This window comes from Helicobacter bilis ATCC 51630, assembly GCF_000686565.1.
Classification (GTDB): Bacteria; Campylobacterota; Campylobacteria; order Campylobacterales; family Helicobacteraceae; genus Helicobacter_A; species Helicobacter_A bilis.
In genome coordinates this window covers 1-19,607 of the sequence record NZ_JMKW01000043.1, presented here as the reverse complement: position 1 = coordinate 19,607, position 19,607 = coordinate 1, and the positions used below count along the sequence as shown (strand labels likewise).

Annotated in this window: 15 protein-coding genes and 2 pseudogenes; 10 read left to right on the top strand and 7 right to left on the bottom strand. The window is 34.7% G+C overall.

Annotation, left to right across the window (positions count from 1 at the left end):
* The 3 genes from T368_RS13670 to T368_RS0108470 form a co-directional block, all read left to right on the top strand.
* On the top strand, positions 1-692 hold a 692-nt coding region (locus tag T368_RS13670), incomplete at its 5' end, for a DNA adenine methylase (RefSeq protein WP_248646238.1).
* 37 nt (positions 693-729) lie between these two features.
* The gene (locus T368_RS16755) at positions 730-960 is read left to right on the top strand and encodes a hypothetical protein (RefSeq protein ID WP_004085925.1); all 231 of its coding nucleotides are present in this window, start codon (positions 730-732) and stop codon (positions 958-960) included.
* Complete coding sequence (locus T368_RS0108470) at positions 942-1,526, top strand: DNA adenine methylase (RefSeq protein ID WP_004085927.1); 585 nt, start codon at positions 942-944, stop codon at positions 1,524-1,526. The genes T368_RS16755 and T368_RS0108470 overlap by 19 nt, the downstream gene beginning before the upstream one ends.
* Positions 1,527-1,927: 401 nt before the next feature.
* On the opposite strand, the gene hemJ is transcribed toward T368_RS0108470, so the two are convergent.
* The 3 genes from hemJ to T368_RS16745 all read right to left on the bottom strand — a co-directional run bounded on the left by hemJ (position 1,928) and on the right by T368_RS16745 (position 3,858).
* Positions 1,928-2,389 (bottom strand): protoporphyrinogen oxidase HemJ, encoded by a 462-nt coding sequence (hemJ, locus tag T368_RS0108465; protein WP_004085929.1) that lies wholly within the window; start codon positions 2,387-2,389, stop codon positions 1,928-1,930.
* A gap of 295 nt (positions 2,390-2,684) precedes the next feature.
* Positions 2,685-3,266: a ubiquitin family protein gene (locus T368_RS16750; RefSeq protein WP_082226922.1), complete on the bottom strand. Its 582-nt coding sequence runs from the start codon at positions 3,264-3,266 to the stop codon at positions 2,685-2,687.
* Positions 3,223-3,858: a methyltransferase domain-containing protein gene (locus T368_RS16745; RefSeq protein ID WP_238701919.1), complete on the bottom strand. Its 636-nt coding sequence runs from the start codon at positions 3,856-3,858 to the stop codon at positions 3,223-3,225. The genes T368_RS16750 and T368_RS16745 overlap by 44 nt, the downstream gene beginning before the upstream one ends.
* A 150-nt stretch (positions 3,859-4,008) precedes the next feature.
* Here T368_RS16745 and T368_RS0108450 point away from each other — a divergent pair, with 150 nt between their 5' ends.
* A complete protein-coding gene (locus tag T368_RS0108450; RefSeq protein ID WP_004085937.1) occupies positions 4,009-6,027 on the top strand; it encodes a dynamin family protein in 2,019 nt (672 codons plus the stop codon).
* A 368-nt stretch (positions 6,028-6,395) separates the two neighbouring features.
* Here T368_RS0108450 and cmoA read toward each other — a convergent pair whose 3' ends face one another.
* Both cmoA and T368_RS0108440 read right to left on the bottom strand, forming a co-directional pair.
* Complete coding sequence (gene cmoA, locus T368_RS0108445; RefSeq protein WP_052089363.1) at positions 6,396-7,100, bottom strand: carboxy-S-adenosyl-L-methionine synthase CmoA; 705 nt, start codon at positions 7,098-7,100, stop codon at positions 6,396-6,398.
* 343 nt (positions 7,101-7,443) lie between these two features.
* The gene (locus tag T368_RS0108440) at positions 7,444-8,229 is read right to left on the bottom strand and encodes a phosphatidate cytidylyltransferase (protein ID WP_004085941.1); all 786 of its coding nucleotides are present in this window, start codon (positions 8,227-8,229) and stop codon (positions 7,444-7,446) included.
* A 68-nt stretch (positions 8,230-8,297) separates the two neighbouring features.
* Here T368_RS0108440 and T368_RS17325 point away from each other — a divergent pair.
* Both T368_RS17325 and T368_RS17320 read left to right on the top strand, forming a co-directional pair.
* Positions 8,298-9,218 (top strand): annotated as a pseudogene (locus T368_RS17325) (FAD-dependent oxidoreductase); the annotation flags it as partial.
* Positions 9,219-9,398: 180 nt separating this feature from the next.
* A pseudogene (locus T368_RS17320) lies at positions 9,399-10,598 on the top strand (FAD-dependent oxidoreductase); the annotation flags it as partial.
* A gap of 98 nt (positions 10,599-10,696) precedes the next feature.
* Here the strand turns inward: T368_RS17320 and T368_RS0108430 are convergent.
* Positions 10,697-13,414, bottom strand: a complete 2,718-nt coding sequence (locus tag T368_RS0108430) for a TonB-dependent receptor (protein ID WP_004085944.1) — start codon at positions 13,412-13,414, stop codon at positions 10,697-10,699.
* Between the two features lie 194 nt (positions 13,415-13,608).
* Here T368_RS0108430 and T368_RS0108425 point away from each other — a divergent pair, with 194 nt between their 5' ends.
* Positions 13,609-14,685, top strand: coding sequence for a hypothetical protein (locus T368_RS0108425; RefSeq protein ID WP_230455608.1), 1,077 nt, complete (start codon positions 13,609-13,611; stop codon positions 14,683-14,685).
* Positions 14,686-14,696: 11 nt separating this feature from the next.
* Here the strand turns inward: T368_RS0108425 and T368_RS0108420 are convergent, their stop codons facing one another.
* On the bottom strand, positions 14,697-15,356 hold the full coding sequence (locus T368_RS0108420) for a tetratricopeptide repeat protein (RefSeq protein ID WP_004085946.1): 660 nt from the start codon (positions 15,354-15,356) through the stop codon (positions 14,697-14,699).
* A gap of 192 nt (positions 15,357-15,548) precedes the next feature.
* On the opposite strand from T368_RS0108420, the gene T368_RS0108415 reads away from it, so the two are divergent.
* From T368_RS0108415 to T368_RS13660, 3 genes are all read left to right on the top strand, one after another.
* Complete coding sequence (locus tag T368_RS0108415) at positions 15,549-16,781, top strand: hypothetical protein (RefSeq protein ID WP_004085948.1); 1,233 nt, start codon at positions 15,549-15,551, stop codon at positions 16,779-16,781.
* Positions 16,782-17,064: 283 nt separating this feature from the next.
* Positions 17,065-19,095: an FUSC family protein gene (locus T368_RS0108410; RefSeq protein WP_230455609.1), complete on the top strand. Its 2,031-nt coding sequence runs from the start codon at positions 17,065-17,067 to the stop codon at positions 19,093-19,095.
* 182 nt (positions 19,096-19,277) lie between these two features.
* Positions 19,278-19,607: flagellin N-terminal helical domain-containing protein (locus T368_RS13660; RefSeq protein WP_034595199.1), on the top strand; the 330-nt coding region annotated here is incomplete at its 3' end.

Below are 19,607 nucleotides of genomic sequence, written 5' to 3'. Positions count from 1 at the left end.
GAGATAAGAAAAATCTTAGCTTTTTTGATGTGTTTAGTGGCACAGGGGTTGTGAGTGAGTATTTTGCTAAAAAGAAAGAGTTTAGCAATATTATCATCAATGATTTTTTACACTCAAATTTCATCATTTATCAAGGCTTTTTTATGCAAGATTCTTTTGACTCTAAAAAGCTAGAATTTTTTAAAAAAGAATTTGCAAAGCTAAAGCCTAAAGATATAAAAGAAAATTATTATTCAAAGCATTTTGGGGATAAGTTTTTTAGCAAAAATGATAGCAAAACAATAGGCTATGTGCGTGATAGGCTAGATTATCTTTTAGACCAAAAAGCTATCAGTAAAAAAGAGTTTTTTATCCTTTTAAGCTCTTTGCTTTATAGCGTGGATAGGGTGGCAAACACGGTGGGGCATTATGATGCTTACCGCAAAAATGTTATCTTACAAGATAGATTTAGCCATGAGTTAATAAACCCTTTAAAACTTGAAAAAAGCATTGAGATTTATAAGGAAGATTCTAATATTTTAGCACAAAATCTAGCAAAGCAAAAAAGACAAATTGACATAGCTTTTATTGACCCGCCTTATAATTCTAGGCAATATAGTAGATTCTATCATTTGCTTGAAAATCTAGCACTAAACAAAAAGCCAGAGTTGTATGGCGTAGCCCTAAAACCAAAGCCTACAAATCCTAAGTAAATATTGCAAGGTAGAGGCTAGAGAGGCTTTTAAAGACTTGATAGAATCTTTAGCAAAGGTATGTAAAACTTTAGTGGTTACTTATAATAATACTTATAGTGCAAATGCTAGAAGTAACGCAAGGCTAAATGATAGGGAGATTATGGATATTTTAGAATCTAGAGGCAAAACGCAATTGTTTGAATATGACTTTAAGCCTTTCACTAGCGAAAAAGGCAAGTTATCAAATCACAAAGAGAGAATTTTTATATGTCTTGTGCAAAGCTAAAGGAGCGATTTATCGCTAGTCCGCTTAACTATGTCGGCGGTAAATATAGGCTTTTAACGCAACTATTTCCACTTTTTCCTAAAGATATAAACATTGCTTTAGATTTATTTTGCGGTGGGGCAAATGTGGGCATAAATATGAGTGCTAGAGAAATTATCCTTAATGATTCTTTGAGTGAATTAACAAAACTTTATCAAAATTTACAGCAAAAAAATCCGCAAATAATTTTTAATACAATTTACAATATTATTGATGAATTTAAACTCTCAAATACCGCAAAATATGGCTATGGATTCTATCAATGTGATAGTGCTAAAGGTTTATCAAGCTATAATAAAGAGCATTTTTTAGCCCTAAGAAACCGCTATAACAAAACAAAAAATCCCTTTTACCTATTTGTCTTAATCATTTTTGCCTTTAATAATCAAATTAGATTTAATGCTAAGAGAGAATTTAATCTGCCTTGCGGAAAAAGAGATTTTAATCAAAATATGCAAGAAAAGCTAAGGCGTTTTATCGCTAAGCTACAAGATGAAAATATTAAAATTTTTAATAAGGATTTGTAAGTCTGGCAATGAAATTTTAAGCTATTCCTAAGTTTTCAATAAGGCTTTATTTAAGCTAGATTTTAAAGACTGCTGATACACTATAATCATAAGCAACACAACACACAAGGGGAATTTTTGCCCTTATAAAATCATGCTTACCCACTTATGCTAACTCATCATTATATAAGCTACAATATTACACACAAGCATATAATTTTTAAAAATTTTTTCCAGCTAACTCTTATAAATTTACGAAACTAGAGAAAATATCGGTTTTTTGAGAATTTGGAGGCAAATAAATTACAATTAAAATGAGCGGACATTTTGCCAAGCCCACCTTTTTTATTTCAACTTAGAGTAAATAAAGTAACTTGACAATGAAAAAATGTCGGTTAGAATTTTGGGGTGGGATTTAGAATCTAAAACGACTTGACAACAACAAGATACACGATAATCACCATAAACAAAGTTGGAATCTCATTAAAAATACGGAAAAATCTACCGCTTTTACAACAAGAAACTAAAAGTTTCTTACGATAGAATCCACATAGAAAATGATACACTAAAAGCAATAAAACAAGTGTGAATTTCGCATGTATCCAGCCACCACTCTGCATAATGCCGGGCAGGGCTAGTGTAATCAAAGAGCCACTCACTAAAACAGCGATCATAGCTGGATAACCGATAGCATAATACAGCCTTTTCTCTTGCAGCTCGACTACACTTCTAAACCCAGCATTCTCATACTGCTCCGCATGATACACAAACAAACGCGGCAGATAAAACAGCATAGCCATCCATGTAATAATAGAAACTATGTGAAACACTTTAATATATAAATAATACTCAGCCAACGTGTATCTAAAAGATTCTAGTAGCATAACATTCCTTTATAAAACTTAGATTGCAAGATAAATATGTAAAATCTATGTGTGTTAAAATCTTTCTCTAAGTTTCTAAACTTAGATTCTAGTGATTTAAAAATCTAGTTATCCCAAGATTCTGTATTATTTAAAATTCCATTCCACATAACCATAGATTTTTACATGTTATTACAAAGCAAAGTGAAGCTTTTATCGTATAAAGGCAAATATATAATAAATTACACAGCCAAACACTTAGAATCTTTAATGGCATATAAACAAGATTTTATGCAACTTAGGGCATACTACAAAGCTAATCAAGCATGATGATTTCTATCTTATTATTCATTGTATTCAAAGATTCTTTAATCTCATTATTATACGCACCAGCATTTAAGATTACAATAGCATTGTCTGTATTTGCTAGAATCTGCGGGGAATATACATGAAGTTTTGTGCCATAGAGTCGTTTGTTTTGCTTGTTTGGATTATTATCTAAAATTGCTTCTATTTTAAGTGAATGTAATCCATGATAAAGAAGATATTGTGAGAAAAGATGTGCCCCAAAGAGATACACTTTCTTATTGGTTGATTCTAATCTTGCATTAAGCTTTGCAATCTGTGCGTGATAAAAATCATACATATTTAGAAATAGAGATTTGTTTTGCTGATACTCATTTGGCAATATGGGTTTATCTGTCAGTGTTTTGTCATATTGTGTCCAGTAAAAAATGCTATGGTCGCCAAAATAATGTTTTTTGTGAATCTTAAATTTATGTGTTGTAAGTAGAAAGTCAATCACTGCTTCAGTGAGTAAAATCGTATGTTCAAAGTTTAGGGTATTTGTCCATTTATTTTCTAGCCATTTTTGCATGTTTGGGACAGAGAAGAGCATCTTGCCCCCCCCCCCCCATAGTAGTGTCAATGCAAGTGGCATCAATGCTAGCAGCGGCAATGTCTGCTAGAAAACTATGTGGGTCATACATATGCTCAAAAGTGTGTGAATGAATGATTGTATCGTAATCGCCTTGTTCTAGAATCTCTTTTGTGAAAAAAGATTCTATATACACAATGCGATTATCTTTGGTTGTCGGGTTTGGCTCTACGATACTCCATTCTACTTTTTCTTCATATTGCAAACAATGCAAGGCTAGTTTAGAATGCCCACCGCCTATTTCTAAGACTTTTTTGGGTTGTGCCTGCATGATGAATTCCGCGAATTCTTTATGATGAGAATCCCAAAGACCTCCAACAGACCCAGCGTCATGTCCGTATTGATATAGCATATCAAGCGGGATTAACCTTTTTAGCTGAATGACACCAGATTTTGATATTGCAAAGGTTTGTGTAGCAATAATATCAGATTCCAAATCATCATGTGGTAAGCAACCACAAAATATAGGATAAGATTCACTATTTAGAATCTCCAAATCACAATCTTTTGTTATCACGCATTCTTCTCTGTCTATGTAAGGTATTGTATCCATAATATCTCCTATGATAAAATTAAAATGTGTTATTATATCAAAATACAACAAGTAGATTCTTTAGCATTAGAAAACACGCTCAAAGCTTACAAAAACTAAAAACTTTTGATAAAATTGCATTGAACTTTAGCACAGACACAAGGCATGGTTATGAATGAAGCACAACAAAATCAAAACAATATAGCCCTTAATGATTCCTTATTTGAGACTTTTATACAAGAATGCTTACAAGCAAAAATGCAAGATTCACAAAGTAGCAATCCACTCTATCCCTTAATCATACAAACACGATATGCACTCACGCAAAGCACTCCCCTACATTCGCAAAATAAAGCTATTATAAATCGCCTTTTACAAGATATTGATAAGCCTATGAAAGTAGCAATTATTGGGCAGTTTAGTAGCGGAAAAAGCACTTTTTTAAACGCACTTTTAGGCAAAGAGATACTGCCTAGCGGCATTACGCCCGTTACGGCAAAAGTGTGTGAGATTACTTATGGTGATGAGGTGGGGCTTGAGATTCACTACAAAAACAATGCGGTTGTAAATAAGCCTATTAGCTATCTAGGTGAGGTCGATGAGATAGAGAATCTAAAGATTTCATATTATAAATTATTCGTGCCACTTGAGCTTTTAAAGGTGGTTAGCTTCCTTGATACGCCCGGCTTTAACTCACAGAATGAAAGCGACACAGAAACGACAAATACGATTCTAGAATCTGTTGATGGTATCATCTGGCTTACACTCATTGATAATGTCGGCAAAAATAGTGAAAAAGAGATTCTCCAAACCCATGTCAAACGATACGCACACAAAAGCTTATGCGTGCTAAATCAAAAAGATAGATTAAAAAGTGAAGAAGAGATTAATACAAGCATAGAGTATGCAAAAAGGGCGTTTGAAGGCTTTTTTGAAGAAGTGATTGCCATATCGGCAAAACAAGCCCTAGATTCTATAAACTTAGCACAAAAAGATAGTGAGACTTTCTTTAACGCAGGTATTTTGTCAAGCTATAATACAGAATCTAACAATGACAGCACAACACACAGCTTACAGACTGATAATAAGGAAGCACAAGATCTTTTTAAAGATTCTAATATCGGTGCGGTGTTAGACTTTATCTACAATGCTATCCGTCCAAAAGCCATGCAGGCAAAAGATTATAGAATCTTGCGGGATTTACGCACACTTATTGTGAGAGAAAAATGGAAATTGCATAAAATCAATCTAGCATATAAAGAGCTTTACTCACTACTTAATGTATTCACACAAAAGCTACATTTTAATGCCTTGCAAAGCGATTTAGAAAAAAGCTTTCAAAAGCTTTTTGGGAATCTTGAGATACAATTTGATTCCATAGCACAAAAAATCTTTAATAGTTTTGAGCTAAAGCCTTTTGAAATCATGCGTGAGACAAAAAACTTTATCGGTATGAAATCTCAAATCACACAAACTAAAGAAGTCAATGTCCTGCCAAAAGAAAGGCTTATGAGTGAGCTATGCAATAATGACAATATGTATGCTAGAGAGATGAGAAAGCTAAGCTTTATGTTAAGTGAATTTGGGAGTGAGTTTAGCACCTTTATTGATACGCAAAAGACAGGGCTTTGTGATAGTTTGGAGCTATGGCGAGAGAGTGCCTTGCAGTCTTTAAGCCTTGCTTATTCTAGTGATATGGCGGTGAGTGATGGGATAATTGAGCGACATTTTAGAATCGAAGTGCTAGATAGCGAGATAACAAATGATTATAAAGCTACACTTTCACAATGTGTGCAATCTCTGCAAAATGAGTTAGCAACTCTAGCACAATTCTTAAATCTAAACTTTCAAAATACAATTATGCTATGCTTGCAAAAACTTCATTTTGAGGTAGAAAACGCACTCACAAAACATAAAACAAACCCCGATACCCTGCCACTTTATAACCCAACGCTAGAGAATGTGCGAGATTTAATCAATCTTGGCTTACACTATCCACTCTATCAAGAAAAGCTAAGTCTAAACTTCCCTTTATATAAAAAGACACTTTGGCAAATCCAACAGAACCTAACAAAAGTCTATGAAGAAAAATACGAAGTCATACAATCATGGATAGATACAAATAAGCAAAAATACGCAATATTAGAAAAATGCGAACAAGATATAAAAAACTACAATAAAAACTCATAATAAAACTGACTGAAACTTTTAAAAAATGTATAAGATGGTATAACCCACCTTATTCTTTAAAGGAAGATAATGTGAAAGAATGTTCTTAACTTAACCCAAAACTATCAAAGGAGAACCTTTTTTGTAAGAACACATAATCATGTAATATGATTACGCTTGAAAGTATAACAAAAGAAAACTTAAAAATAAATTAAAATAAGAATTATTACTATTTTTTTATTTAAATTAATATTTGATATTACTTATAGAATCTTATTGTTCTGCATATTGCAAAGAGTTTGTATTGATAAATAGTCGTTTGAAATATTGTAAATGTTGCATGGATATAAAACATTGAATGCAAGATTCATGAAATCTTAAACAACAAATCACTTACGCGCAAGAAAAAGTGTGAAATTCACCCACTTAAAAAGAATCTCAACATGTTTAAATCCACAAGATTTAAGCATAGTGCAATTTTCACTCACGCTATAAGGCACAAGCACATTTTCTAGGGCTTCACGCTTTTTATAGATTTCTTTATGTGTATAGCCTTGCTTTGCCTTATAGTTATAATAACACTCAATCATTTGTGCTTCTAGTTTAGAATCATCGCTAATCACCTTTTCAGCAAACAAAAAGATTCCATTTTCATTCAAACAATTATAAATCTTTTGTATCATGTCTTTTCGCTGCAAAGGACGCACAAACTGCATAGTATAAAACGCCAAAAAAACATGTGTGGGCTTGAAATCAAATGTAAGAAAATCTGCTTGAAAAAAGTCAATGTTAAAGCCCATCGCTGCACTCTTTAGCTGTGCTCTTTCAATCATAGCTAGGGCATTATCTATGCCGCATAATTCTGCTTTCATCTTGCATTCTTCTAGGCTTGCTGCAAGTCTTAATAATAGATTGCCTGTTGAGCTGCCAAGATCATAAATCACTGGAATCCCGCTTGATTTTTGCATAGTTTGTAAATGTTCTCTTATAAAAAAAATGGCAAGATTCATCACCTCATCATAAAAGGGGATAGATCTCTCTAGCATATCATCAAACACACTTGCTACCATTTCGTTAAATTCAAACTTTGGCATGGGTTGCGTGGTGTCTTGTAAAAAGATTCTGTCTTTTTGTGCTATGTTTTCTATGGAATCTAAACCCTTGTGGGTTGTGTGAGATATTTCGCTACGCTCAATATGACAAGTGCTTGTTTTAGAATCTAGATCCCATGTCCTTTGAGTCTTAGTAGAGATTTCACTATATTTTTTAGAATCTTTTTCATTCGTTGCTTGAGATTTGGTGTTTTTAGATTCCATATTTACCTTTTATTTTTTAATATCTTTATGGCATGTCTATTTTCAAACATAAGAAAAAGCAATTTATATTTAATAGCACATGCAATTCTTAGCTTTTATACAAAAATGCAATAAAGATTAGCTAAACTTGATACATTTTAAGAAATGACAAGCACATAAGCATAGCAATACTGCCAAATAAAATCGCATCCATTCTATCAAGGATACCACCATGTCCGGGCAGGATAGAACCAGAATCTTTTAAATCCGCCTTTCTTTTTAACGCACTCTCAAAAAGATCGCCAATGATAGAGATAACAACGACAATAGCACTTGCAAGTAAGGACAGATAAAAGCCACCAAAGATTCCAATACCTGCCACAGAGCCAATCATAATGCTACCTACAAGTCCGCATAAAGCCCCCTCAATAGTCTTTTTTGGAGAAGCCGCACAAAGCTTTGTTTTACCAAACTGCCTACCACCATAATAGGCAAAAATATCAGCCAAAGCCACAACTGCAATAAGCCATATAAGATAGCCCACACCATAGGCAGCATACAGCACAAAAAGGGCTACAAAAGGCAGCGTAGGATAGATAAAAGGCAAGGCATATTTTGGATTGCTCTCACTTGCAACAATGCTTAATGAAGCGATACAAAGTCCAAAAAGAGCTACAATAAGTGCCTCATGGCTATAATAGATCCCAATCCAAATTAAGATAGCAAGCAATAATCCTAATACATGAAAGCTAATTTGATACAGCCTTGTGCTTTCAAAAAATGCGATAAGATATAGCACACCCAAAAGCCCCCATGTAAGCGTTATATCATTGATAAAAAACACAATGGCAAGACAGATAATCATCGCAACACCACTCCAAAAACGCTTGGAATCCTGCATAATAACAGCCTTAAACTTCTTAACCATAACGACACTCCATATTGATAACTTGGTGTTATAATTCTACTAGAAAAAACATATATTAGGACAAAAAAATGAGAAATAATTACGACATAATTGTAGTTGGCGGCGGACATGCTGGTGTAGAGGCTAGTCATATTTGTGCGAAAATGGGCTTACAAACGCTACTCATTACTCATTTAATCGATAATATCGCCCTTGCAAGTTGCAATCCAGCAATAGGCGGCTTAGGCAAAGGGCATCTCACAAAAGAAGTAGATAGCCTAGGTGGGCTTATGGGGGCAATCACTGATATTAGCGGACTTCAATACAGAATCTTAAATGCCTCAAAAGGTCCAGCAGTGCGTGGCACAAGAGCGCAAATTGATATGGATTTATATCGCAAACATGCAAGAGATATTTTGCTGAATACAAAAAATTTACATGTAATACAGGGCAATGTTATAGAGATTCTATCTCAAACGAAAGAAGAGAAGACAGAAGCCATAGGTGTGAAACTTAGCATACAAAAAGAGTTTTTTGCTAAAAAGATAATCATTACAGCAGGCACTTTTCTTAAAGGCTTAATCCATATCGGTGAAAATAAAAGTGAAAATGGTCGTGCTGGTGAGATAAGTAGCAATGAATTAAGCGAGAGTTTAAAAAAGCTAAAGATTCCGCTTTCAAGGCTAAAAACAGGCACTTGCCCCCGCATACTTGGGTCTAGTATCAATCATATTGCACTTGAGAAACATTATGGAGACGCACATTATGATGAGTTGCATAATCTTAGCGATTTACAAACAGCAAGTCTTTTAACTGATGAGTATCAAAACACAAATAAACATACAGAATCTAGTCAAAAAATAGCACACGATAGCACACAAACAAAACAAGATTCACTTTTTAGAAACGCATTAGAGCATACAAGCTTACAAGAATGGAGCAAGTTTCAACATTTCGTGCAGAAAAATCTTAGCTTTCAGGCAAATGAAGATTCTAACACGATCTTACAACAAGAGTTTACACAAGATTCACAAAATAGCAATAAAACAGATAGTTTTGAGTTTAAACAGCTTTTTATCACAAGCCATACTGAAGCACCATATTTTAGCCTTTTAACACATGATTATCTGCTTTATAATCGCGAGAATATTATCTCAAGATTCCTTAAAAAGCGTATGAAACATGGCTATTTCCGCCCAAAAGAGCTGCCCTGCTTTGTTACATATACAAATGAGAAAACACATAAGATTATAGAAGAGAATTTCTATCGCGCCCCACTTTTTACAGGGCAGATACAAGGCGTTGGACCGCGTTATTGCCCTAGCATTGAAGATAAGATTAATCGCTTTAGAGATAAGTTACGACATCAGCTTTTCTTAGAACCACAGACTTATAGTGCTGGGGAATATTATGTAAATGGGCTTTCAACAAGTCTGCCTCACAAAGTGCAAGAGCAAGTTATCCATTCAATTGAAGGCTTAGAAAATGCCATTATTACTCGTTATGGCTATGCTATTGAGTATGATTATAGTCAGCCTACAAATCTTTTTCACACTTTAGAATCTAGGATTGTAAAAAGTCTTTATCTAGCAGGGCAGATTAATGGCACAACAGGCTATGAAGAAGCCGCAGCACAAGGGATTCTAGCAGGGATCAACGCAGCCCTAAGTTTGCTTTATACACAAGGAAAAAGCAAGAGAGAATCTTTAGTGCTTTCAAGGGAAGAAAGCTATATTGGCGTTATGATTGATGACTTAGTTACAAAAGGGACAAACGAGCCTTATAGAGTCTTTACAAGCAGGGCAGAATATCGCTTGCTTTTGCGTGAAGATAATGCGTGTTTTCGTATGCTGCCTTATTCGCGTGAGCTAGGTTTGCTTGATGAAGAGATATTAAATCAGCTTGAAGTCGATTTAGAAAATATAGAAAAGCATTTGCCAATACTTAGTGAATCTTATACGCCAAATAAACAGAATCTTGAGCGATTAACCCGGATAGGTGAAGAAGGATTCCAAAATAAATGCCATTTTGGTTTAATACTCGGTAGAGACAGCATGAAACCTACAAAAATGCGTAAGCTAGACCCGCGATTTAGTGGCTTATCCGCTAGGGCGTTAAGGCAACTGCAAATCCATGCGAAATATCAAAACTATATTGAAAAGCAAAGTGAGCAAATAAAGCGAAGTGAAAAGAATCTTCATATAGAGATTCCGCTAGATTTTAGCTATGAAGGCATTTCAGGCTTAAGCCTTGAAGTGATAGAAAAGCTAAGTCTAGCAAAGCCAAAGACATTAAAGGAAGCAAAGCTAATCAGCGGTATCACACCCGCAAGCCTTGAAGTGCTAGAACTCCATATTGCTTTGTATCATAAACGACAAAAAGAGAAATAGTGGGGAAGTGTGTTTGTGATATTTTCACATAATTTTCTTTTTGGTTGTTTTGTAAAACATCTTTTAAAACAAAAACTTCCAAATCATAACACCAAACCTTAAAACCTATATCCCCCTTGTATATAAAATTGTCGTCCTACTTCATAAACAGGTACGGCGGTAGTCCCAGCAGTAGCAGAGAAACTAGCACTTGCGATAGCAATATTTTTAGAATCTAGCACATTTAAAATATCGAGATTCACATAGGCCATATTACCTTTTCCCATGTTAAATTCCACACCTAAACGCATATCCCAAGTAAATGCTCCCGGTATCATAAAGGCTTTAAAAGTATCCACTTTTGTTAAAACCCCATCGATTACAAAGCTATCTTTATTCTCTTCTTTAGTAACACTTGCCATTGTATTATATCCCGCACGATAGCGGAAGAAATTATTCCATAAAAATTTATAGCGTGAGAAAGCATAAGTATGTGTAAGATTCAGTCGCAAAGTATAAGGACGCACAAAGTTTTCTGCGGGTCTATCAGCATAACGCATAAGCACTCCATCATAGCTTATCCATTGATTTGCTAATTCCCCATTGGTTAAAATGTCTGTATAATCAGCATAATTACGATAAACTCCAGTCCAATCAAACGCAAACAAATAATAATGCTTTATACCAAATGTATCAATCGCTTTATTATTTTGCAAACTAATGCTTACAACATCAGTATCACTTTTTCCATCATTTGTATAGACATAACGCAAATCTTTATTGACATTACTACTACAATTGCGTGTGCTTATATTTCCACTTGAATCTTTACAAGCCCTTCTTATCTCATCTCGTCCAAATCTATGGATATATTTCGCACTCAAATTAAACATATAGATTTGCTGTGAGATTCCAGCCATAATCTCATCAGCATAAGGGACTTTTATCTGTGAAAAGTTTGTATCATTTTTATTTTGTGTTGCGTTTGCATTTTCCCATGATTGCAAGTGGTCTTTACGCTCAAGGGTATATTCTAAGCTTGATCGTCCATCCATTAAAGCATAGGTAAAAAGATTTCGTCCATAATAGCGGTTTGCTCCAAAGTTAAATGTTGTTGCAAAATCTTTCAGTTCGTGATTCCATGGGGCGATATAGGCTAGACTTAGTCGTGGGGCTATCGGGGCTTTATTCATATAGGTATCATAATCAAGCCTTATGCCAAAACGCACAAGCAAATCGCCATAAGATTTAAAATCAAACTTCATAGAATCTTCCACAAACATTGCTGTATTTACATTAGAAAGATTAATATTTCCAGCTTTATAGAGTGTAGCCCTATACATGTATTGTCCTTTATTATCTTTCCAATCATTTTGTTGTCCTGTTGGAAGCTTACTCGTATCCACAACACCATTAGAACACCAAAAAGTTTCACTGCATGTATCACCGTTTTTAAGTGGCTTTGTAAAAGCAGAACCGCTAAATAGCGTATCTTCCGCTCTCTCATACAATGCATAAGTATAGCCTAAATCCATACCGACATTAAAGACATTCTCCCAAAAGCTTAGACTAAGCGGCTCAAACTGCTGTGTAACCCTTAAGTCAAGCTTTGTCTGCGAAGTCTCAACATTACCATAACTGCCCTCTGATTGATTGCCATTTGGATTCCAATTTTTATCACTGCTATATCTCCAGCCTCTCATGTGTTGCTCACTGCCACTGCGAGAGTTTTCCATATAGTTAAAGCTACTTTGTGCGTTTAATACGCCTAATTCATTTTGATAAGTTGTCTTTAGTCCCAATTGATGTCCGCCACTTTGCAAGTAAAAGTCAGAATCTCTCGTATTTACAATAAAATATTCATTATATTGTGGTGCATACGCATAGCTACTCTCTATTTGTATATTTTCTCCAATGTCATAATAGCCTTTGATAAAGAAGTTGTAGCTTTGTCGCTTTTGCGTTTTCATCGAGCTATCTGTGGTCGTGCCATTTTGACTTGATGTATAAGCATTCAATGGGATAAAACTTTGCATAGTGGTAAAACTTGCAATCACTCCAGCATTATCGTTAAACTTAGATTCTATACTTGAGCGGATTGCATGTTTTATGAAATTAGGCTGCGCGCTTGCTGAAGTTGAGTTAAGAAAATTTTCATAACTTTGTGAGTTACTCTCATAGATATGATAATTTGTCAGTGAAAATTTATCATTAGCGGCATTTCCCTGTGAGATTTGATAGCTAATATTTGCGCCAAATTTCTTTATAGGTCTTTTTGTATTTGCTTCTACAACACCGCCCGTGAAGCCACCATAAGCAGCCGAGATATTAGAATCTTGCACTTGAATAGATTCTAAAAGGCTTGTATCAATGTTTAAACCTTGACTTCTACCCGGAAGCGCATTGGCTGCAACTGGATTACTGCCTTGTGAGCCTGCAGGATCTAAGTCATTATTCATATTAAAGCCATCTAACTGAAAGTTATTTTGATAGAAAAGTCCGCCACTAATGCTGATATTTGCAGGGTCAATCTCACCGGGTGTAGTGGATTTTAGCTGTGCGTTATCATACTGGACATTAGGAAGTATTTTTAATATCGAGGTTATATCACCATTGCCACTAGGATTAGAATCTAGAATGCTTTTATCAATCTTTGAGCCACTTTGATAGGTTTTTAACTTAGTATTCGTTGTAACAACCGCATTGAGCCTATGTGTAATTTCTTTTGCATTATTTGAGTTTTTATCTTGTGAGATTGTCTCGCCACTCTCTTTTGCATGTGCGAGATACACTAGAGCTAAAACTATGATATAACACTTATTTATAGAATCTTTCATAATAATCCCTTTATTTTTAATTCAAAAAAGGAATTATTCCTATTATTATATTAATATATACTTAAAATTATGCAAATTGTTATTATTTTAAGTATTATAAGACAACTGCAAATGATTTAAACTTCCCTATAATATAACCACAGAATCTCTAAACTTTTTGCTATAATGAAAGTAGTTCATTTTGAAAGAAAATCATGCGGAATATGCCTTTATTGCTTTTGTGTTTTTATTATCTTAGCACTTATCTTTTTGCCAATAATATTTCAACACAAGATTCTAAAATAGCACAAAAACAAGCCTTGTTGCAAGAAATAAACACACTTACAAGCATGCAAATCACACCTAAAAATATCAAAAAAGGCACACTAAAATGTGCTTTAACACAAAAAGAAAAAGATTCTATAAGGCTAAGCTATCCAAAAACATTTTATGAATATTACAATGCTTTGCTTGAGATAAATCGCACGGATATGGATATATCAAAACTCACACAAGACTTGCTTATAGAATCTGTGAGATATAAGAACACGCCATCACTTTTACTTGCCATGCAGCTGTATTTTAGCAAGCAGTGCGATAGGTGTGAGAGAGTGCGGGATTTTAGCGGATTTGATTATTATCGTGATAAAAAAGCCCCTATGCAAAGGCTACTTATGATTGAAGGTGGGGCGCTTGAATCTTCTTATGCTTTGCTTGGCGAGGCGTTTTTATGTCAAGCCTTAATAACGAAGAATGAAAATGATTTTTTAATGGCATATAGCAATTTGATGATGGCAGGACTTCATACAAGGGCAATTAATGTTTTATTGCAAGGGCTAGAAAGCACAAGGGGCGATATGCTGTATTCAACCTTGCAGTTTTTAGTCTCATTTGATAGTGCGATACGAAAGCATGAGATAACCGCCCATTTTCTTAGAATCTTGCGTGTAAAAGGGGAAAATAGCTTTTTAAATCTCATGTCTTTACCTTATTTTAAAGATTTGCAAGTGCTTGAATATGGCATTGAAAGTAATGCAATTTTACAAGCCTTGCTTATGAGAGATATGGAAATGGGCAGGATTCTATCTGTATTTGATATGTTTGCCACAGAAGAAACAAAAAAAGAGTTTTGGGATAAGAAAAATCATTATTCTACCCTCATACATGCAGGAAATATGCGGATTTTAGAGAATGCCACAATAAAAGAGCTAGAAATATACTTAAAGATTCTAAGGCTTAAAAAGCGTATAAAAGAAGTAAATAGCTATCCTTTTGCAACGACTTATCGTTAAATAATAAAATCTTATTCCTGCTGCTTTAAATGATCGTGTATTGTTATTGAAAAATCAGCCGCATTAATGATTTTGTATTCCTTGCAGCCAAGTTCCATACCTAAATCACATGCTTTTTTAAAAAACTCTTTTGCTTTCAGTCTATCAGCCTTTAGTCCTATGCCTTCTTTATATGAAATTGCAAGGTTATAGCAAGACTGCTCTTCATCATTAGCACACGCTTCAAAAAAGATTCTATTTGCCTTTTTTATATCCGCTTTCACACCTAAGCCATTCACATAAAGCATGGCAAGATTATAGCAACTTGGCATAAAGCCTTTATCACAACTTTGTTTATATGTATTATATGCTTGTGTGTAGTTTTCTAATATCTCATAGTTCAATGCACTCTCAAAACACGCTTCAATCACATTAGCATAGCAAGACTTTTTTAGATAAGGGATTGCGTATTCATGCAAGTTAGCATTCATATAAATATGTGCGATTAAAATACAACCTCTCTCCGCATTACACTCATCAACACTAGGCAAATCATCATCAATGATTCTCATACAAGCATTTTTATCACCATCTAAACACGCATATATAAGCTCTTTTTCATTGAGATTTGTTTGTGTTGCATTTAAGAGATTGCAGAATACAAAAATGAATGATATGAAAAGGTTACGCAAAATAACACCTATAAAGTGAGTTTATAAAGTGCTATTATATAACGAATTCTAGAATCTAAGCATGCAATCTGTCCCCAATTATGCTTAATAGCAAGATAATGCTAAAGTTAATAAAAAATAGTCGATATACTCGTCAGTGTTTTTGCTGCATAACTATGCGGATAAGCACAAATTGTTAATAAAGGATAAAAGATGACAAAAAAAATAATGGGTTCGGTTGTTTTAGCAGGACTTTTGGTAAGTGCAGCTCAAGCAGTTGAGGTAACACCTTTTGGTAAAGTGGGCGTTATGGGTAACTTTGGCTTTGGTGATGCAAATACATTAGCTGGTCAAAGCCTTACAGGATATGTTGGCGTTGTAGGACAGGTGGGCGTAGATTTTAACTTCAGCGGATTTAAGCTTGGTCTTGGTGCTATGGCAGGTTATGCACCACTTACAATTGGCGCTGGTGGTGATTTTACAAATAACGCCTTTGTTGGTCATGGCGGTAAGCTTTTTGCAAGCCCTTATGTGGATATCTCTGATCTTTATGTGGGCTATCAAGGCTCTGGGCTAGATTTTGCGCTCGGTCGATATAATGCAAGTAAGATTCTAACGACAGCAGAGTGGATTGGCGGACATAATCAAGGTTTTGCCCTTGCGTATCAATCTCAATATTTTGGAATCTGGGGAACATGGGTTAATGACTGGCTAAGAGATGGATACAACGCAAGCGCTAGTCTAAAGTCTGGTGCTGATGGACGCTATGGTATGGATATTTCTGGTTTTGGTAAATATCCATCAAGCTGGAATAACTTTGGATTCAACAATGAGTTATTCGCACTCGGTTTGGATTTCAAATTTGGTGAGCATGTAAGCCTTAGTCCTTACGCACAATACTGGTCAAAAGTAGGCAATCACGATGTATTGCAGGCTGGAGCGCGTGCTATCTTTGATTTTGATTTGGGTGCGGTAAAATCTACTACGACACTTCGTGGTTTATGGTCGCATTTCTTTGCTAGTGGTGCAAATGGCTTCATGTGGCAAGTTGATGAAGAGTTGCTTTTTGTTGATATGATTAAGCTTGGTGGTGGTTATTTAAGCATTGGTAATCTTAGCTTGAATGGCACAACGCTTGTTGATAGGACAAGATTCTATGGGCAATATCTCTATCCTATGAATGGATATAATGGCACTGGACTTGCAAATCGTGGCTATCTAAATGCTGGTGTGGATACATGGTATGTATTTACAGGATTAAAACTTGGCGAGACACTTGATTTTGATGTGCTTTATGCTGGTGGCGATTACAAAGAATTCTCTGCTATTATCAACTACAACATTTTAAGTAGTGGCAACCTTGTATGGTCTGTTGGTGGTGGTTTTGTAAGCAATGGCTTTGGTAATGCAAACTCTGGTTTAGCTTTCACAAAGCTTAAATTCTAAAAACATAAACATTCAAAAATCTAAGATCTCTTTCCTTGTTTAAATGCAAGGTTTGGGGTAATATCAAGCTAGACTATTCAATAAACCCGAAGTTTTGTGGGTAATGCCTTGAAGCATATATCACAAAACACAATTAAACTCCCTTTATCAATACATTTTTCACTTTTAAATCACTTTGTATGCCATAATGATAAATTAGTATAATAAGATTCCCTATTAAAATAAAACATTATGCAAAAAGGAAAAAGGGTTGAATTTCTACCATAATTACATAAAAAAATACATGCAAATATATGATCCCGGCTATCTTAGCTTTATGTATGCCCTAAAAGCTATGGTAGCTATTAGTATCAGTGCTTTTACACATTATATGCTTTTTGGACAGCAGGTCTTAATCTGGGCTACTATGACACCTATCCAAGTATTTTTACTCAATGCAACACTTAGTCAGCAAGCCGATAGAAAGACACATTTACTAGGTTTTGCAGTGTGTTCTACTATTGCTGTTGGCTTTTTTACCATACTAGCAGAAAAGGCATTAAATGGAGAGCATAGCTTGCAAGATATTTTATGGCTTGCCCTGCCTGTGCTATTTTTAAGCTTTGGTGTCGGCATGTCTAGGGCGCATTCTATTGATTTATATCGTATGTTTATCCCTGTTGTGGTTAATTCTTTAGTGGCAGCGGTATATGTGGATTCCCATGTGATTTTGCCTATTTATCAAAGCATGTTTGTTGTGTTTAGTGGGGCTATGATTGGCATTGTTATAGGATTTTTATTATTAAATAATCCGGGAAATTATGGTAAATATACGCAAGTGTATTATCCTGCTGTGCTTAATCATTTGCAAAATATGGTGAAAAATCTCAATTCACAGAGTGAATTTAACCGCTATAAAGACCTAACTTTTTCGCTCATTCACAATATTAAGCAAACCTTGCATACAAAATCAAGTCTTTATAATGATAACTACATGATTAAAAACATTAAAAGGGCGATATTTTATATTTATAGAATCGAAGATATTTATCTTATAATAAATCTTTTGCCAAACTATAAAATCGCAAAGAAATATCCATTGCTGATACATGAAATCATTGAAAATCTTAATAGTCTAAGTAAAATTTTTAGCGGTAAAGTCCCAAATATAGAAAGACAACAAGTAGATAAAGTCCTTAGTATAGAAAATGCAAATGAGGTTGAGAAAGCACTGCAAAATATCTTAAGGATTCTCTACTATAAAATGGAATCTTTTTGTCGTGTGGGGAAGAATCCAGACCCAGCCTTTAATCCACCTGCAAAAAAGAGCTTCAAAAATATCCCTAAAGCCTTTGATTATAATAATATTACTTTTAGATTCAGTGTGAAATACTCTATTGCGATTGGTATGTCGCTTATCTTTGCTACGCTTTTGCATATTAATCGTGGGATTTGGATTAGCATGGGGGTTGTAAGTGTGGTGCGTCCTTCAATTGGCGGTATGCAAAAGGTGAGTTTTGAGTATTTTTTTAGTGCTGTTGTTGGCATTGGGGTTGGGGTAGCAATCTCTGTGTTTTCAAATGCGTATGTGTTTTATTTGCTTTTTGGTTTGCTTGTATTTTTAGTGGTGTATTTACGCGTATTTCCATTTTGGCTATGGTCTGGTTTTATGATGTGCCTTTTTGTTATGATGTATTCTATTATGTATGAAGACTTTTTGTTATATGTGCTTGATAGATTGGTTGATATTGGCATTGGGGTTGTGTTTGCTGTGGTTGTGTTTCGCGTGGTATTTCCGCGTTTTGCACATAATCTTTTAAAGCCCCTGCTTATAAAGCAAGTGGAATTACTCAAAGATATATGCACACTTGTAATGGAATCTAATAAAGATATAAAGCCACTTGATAGCAATATGATACAAACAAAATATGCAGAGTTTTTACATAATGTAGAAGAGCTAAAAAATCATTTAAGAGATTCTAAGAGTGAAAGGGCAGAGGCGAGTAATCAAATCGTTGTGTATGGCTTTGATTTAATCAATGTTTTAGAATCTTTAATCATTAAGGTAAATGAAATCGCACAGATTTATTCAACAAGTGATTATGATAAGGATATGAAAGAGATTTATGCAAATGATATTCGTGTATTGCAGGAGAGATTCTTAATGATTGAGAATCTTTTAGCAAATAAAGAGACAGATTTTAGCTTTGATGAAAACAATGTCTTTTTGGGTAAGCAACACACTCATTTTGCTTGGACTACACACGAAATATTTCAAAGTCAAAATAAGCTTTATAATCTTTTAAATGAAAAACATATCAGTGCGCCGGAGTAGGTTATTTGGTGGAGTGTGGCTAGGTAGATTCCATGCACCAAAATCATAATGTTGTTATATTTTCTCACACAATTTAATCTTTCATAAAAAAATACTTTAAAGTTTTAAAAATATGTCGATATGAGAGTAACAAGCAAGGATGCTTGGGATATTTTTACAATATTAATCACAAGGAGTGAAAAATGGCTTTTCAAGTAAATACTAACATAAATGCGTTAAACGCACATGTTAATACAGTTGTTACCCAAAGAGGTTTGAAAGATTCTTTGGAAAAGTTAAGTTCAGGTTTGAGAATCAACAAGGCAGCAGATGATGCTTCTGGTATGATTATCGCAGATAGTTTGCGAAGTCAAGCAAGTGCATTGGGACAAGCAATTAGCAACACAAATGATGCTATGGGGATTATCCAAATTGCCGATAAAGCGATGGACGAGCAGCTTAAAATTCTTGACACTGTGAAAGTGAAAGCTACACAAGCAGCACAAGATGGACAAACTACTGAATCAAGAAGA

Excerpts from the sequence above, each read along its gene's own strand:
- T368_RS0108470 (WP_004085927.1), top strand. The coding sequence starts at position 942 with ATGTCTTGTGCAAAGCTAAAGGAGCGATTTATCGCTAGTCCGCTTAAC.
- hemJ (WP_004085929.1), bottom strand. The coding sequence starts at position 2,389 with ATGCTACTAGAATCTTTTAGATACACGTTGGCTGAGTATTATTTATAT.
- T368_RS16750 (WP_082226922.1), bottom strand. The coding sequence starts at position 3,266 with ATGCTCTTCTCTGTCCCAAACATGCAAAAATGGCTAGAAAATAAATGG.
- T368_RS16745 (WP_238701919.1), bottom strand. The coding sequence starts at position 3,858 with ATGGATACAATACCTTACATAGACAGAGAAGAATGCGTGATAACAAAA.
- T368_RS0108450 (WP_004085937.1), top strand. The coding sequence starts at position 4,009 with ATGAATGAAGCACAACAAAATCAAAACAATATAGCCCTTAATGATTCC.
- cmoA (WP_052089363.1), bottom strand. The coding sequence starts at position 7,100 with ATGCCAAAGTTTGAATTTAACGAAATGGTAGCAAGTGTGTTTGATGAT.
- T368_RS0108440 (WP_004085941.1), bottom strand. The coding sequence starts at position 8,229 with ATGGTTAAGAAGTTTAAGGCTGTTATTATGCAGGATTCCAAGCGTTTT.
- T368_RS0108430 (WP_004085944.1), bottom strand. The coding sequence starts at position 13,414 with ATGAAAGATTCTATAAATAAGTGTTATATCATAGTTTTAGCTCTAGTG.
- T368_RS0108425 (WP_230455608.1), top strand. The coding sequence starts at position 13,609 with ATGCGGAATATGCCTTTATTGCTTTTGTGTTTTTATTATCTTAGCACT.
- T368_RS0108415 (WP_004085948.1), top strand. The coding sequence starts at position 15,549 with ATGACAAAAAAAATAATGGGTTCGGTTGTTTTAGCAGGACTTTTGGTA.
- T368_RS0108410 (WP_230455609.1), top strand. The coding sequence starts at position 17,065 with ATGCAAATATATGATCCCGGCTATCTTAGCTTTATGTATGCCCTAAAA.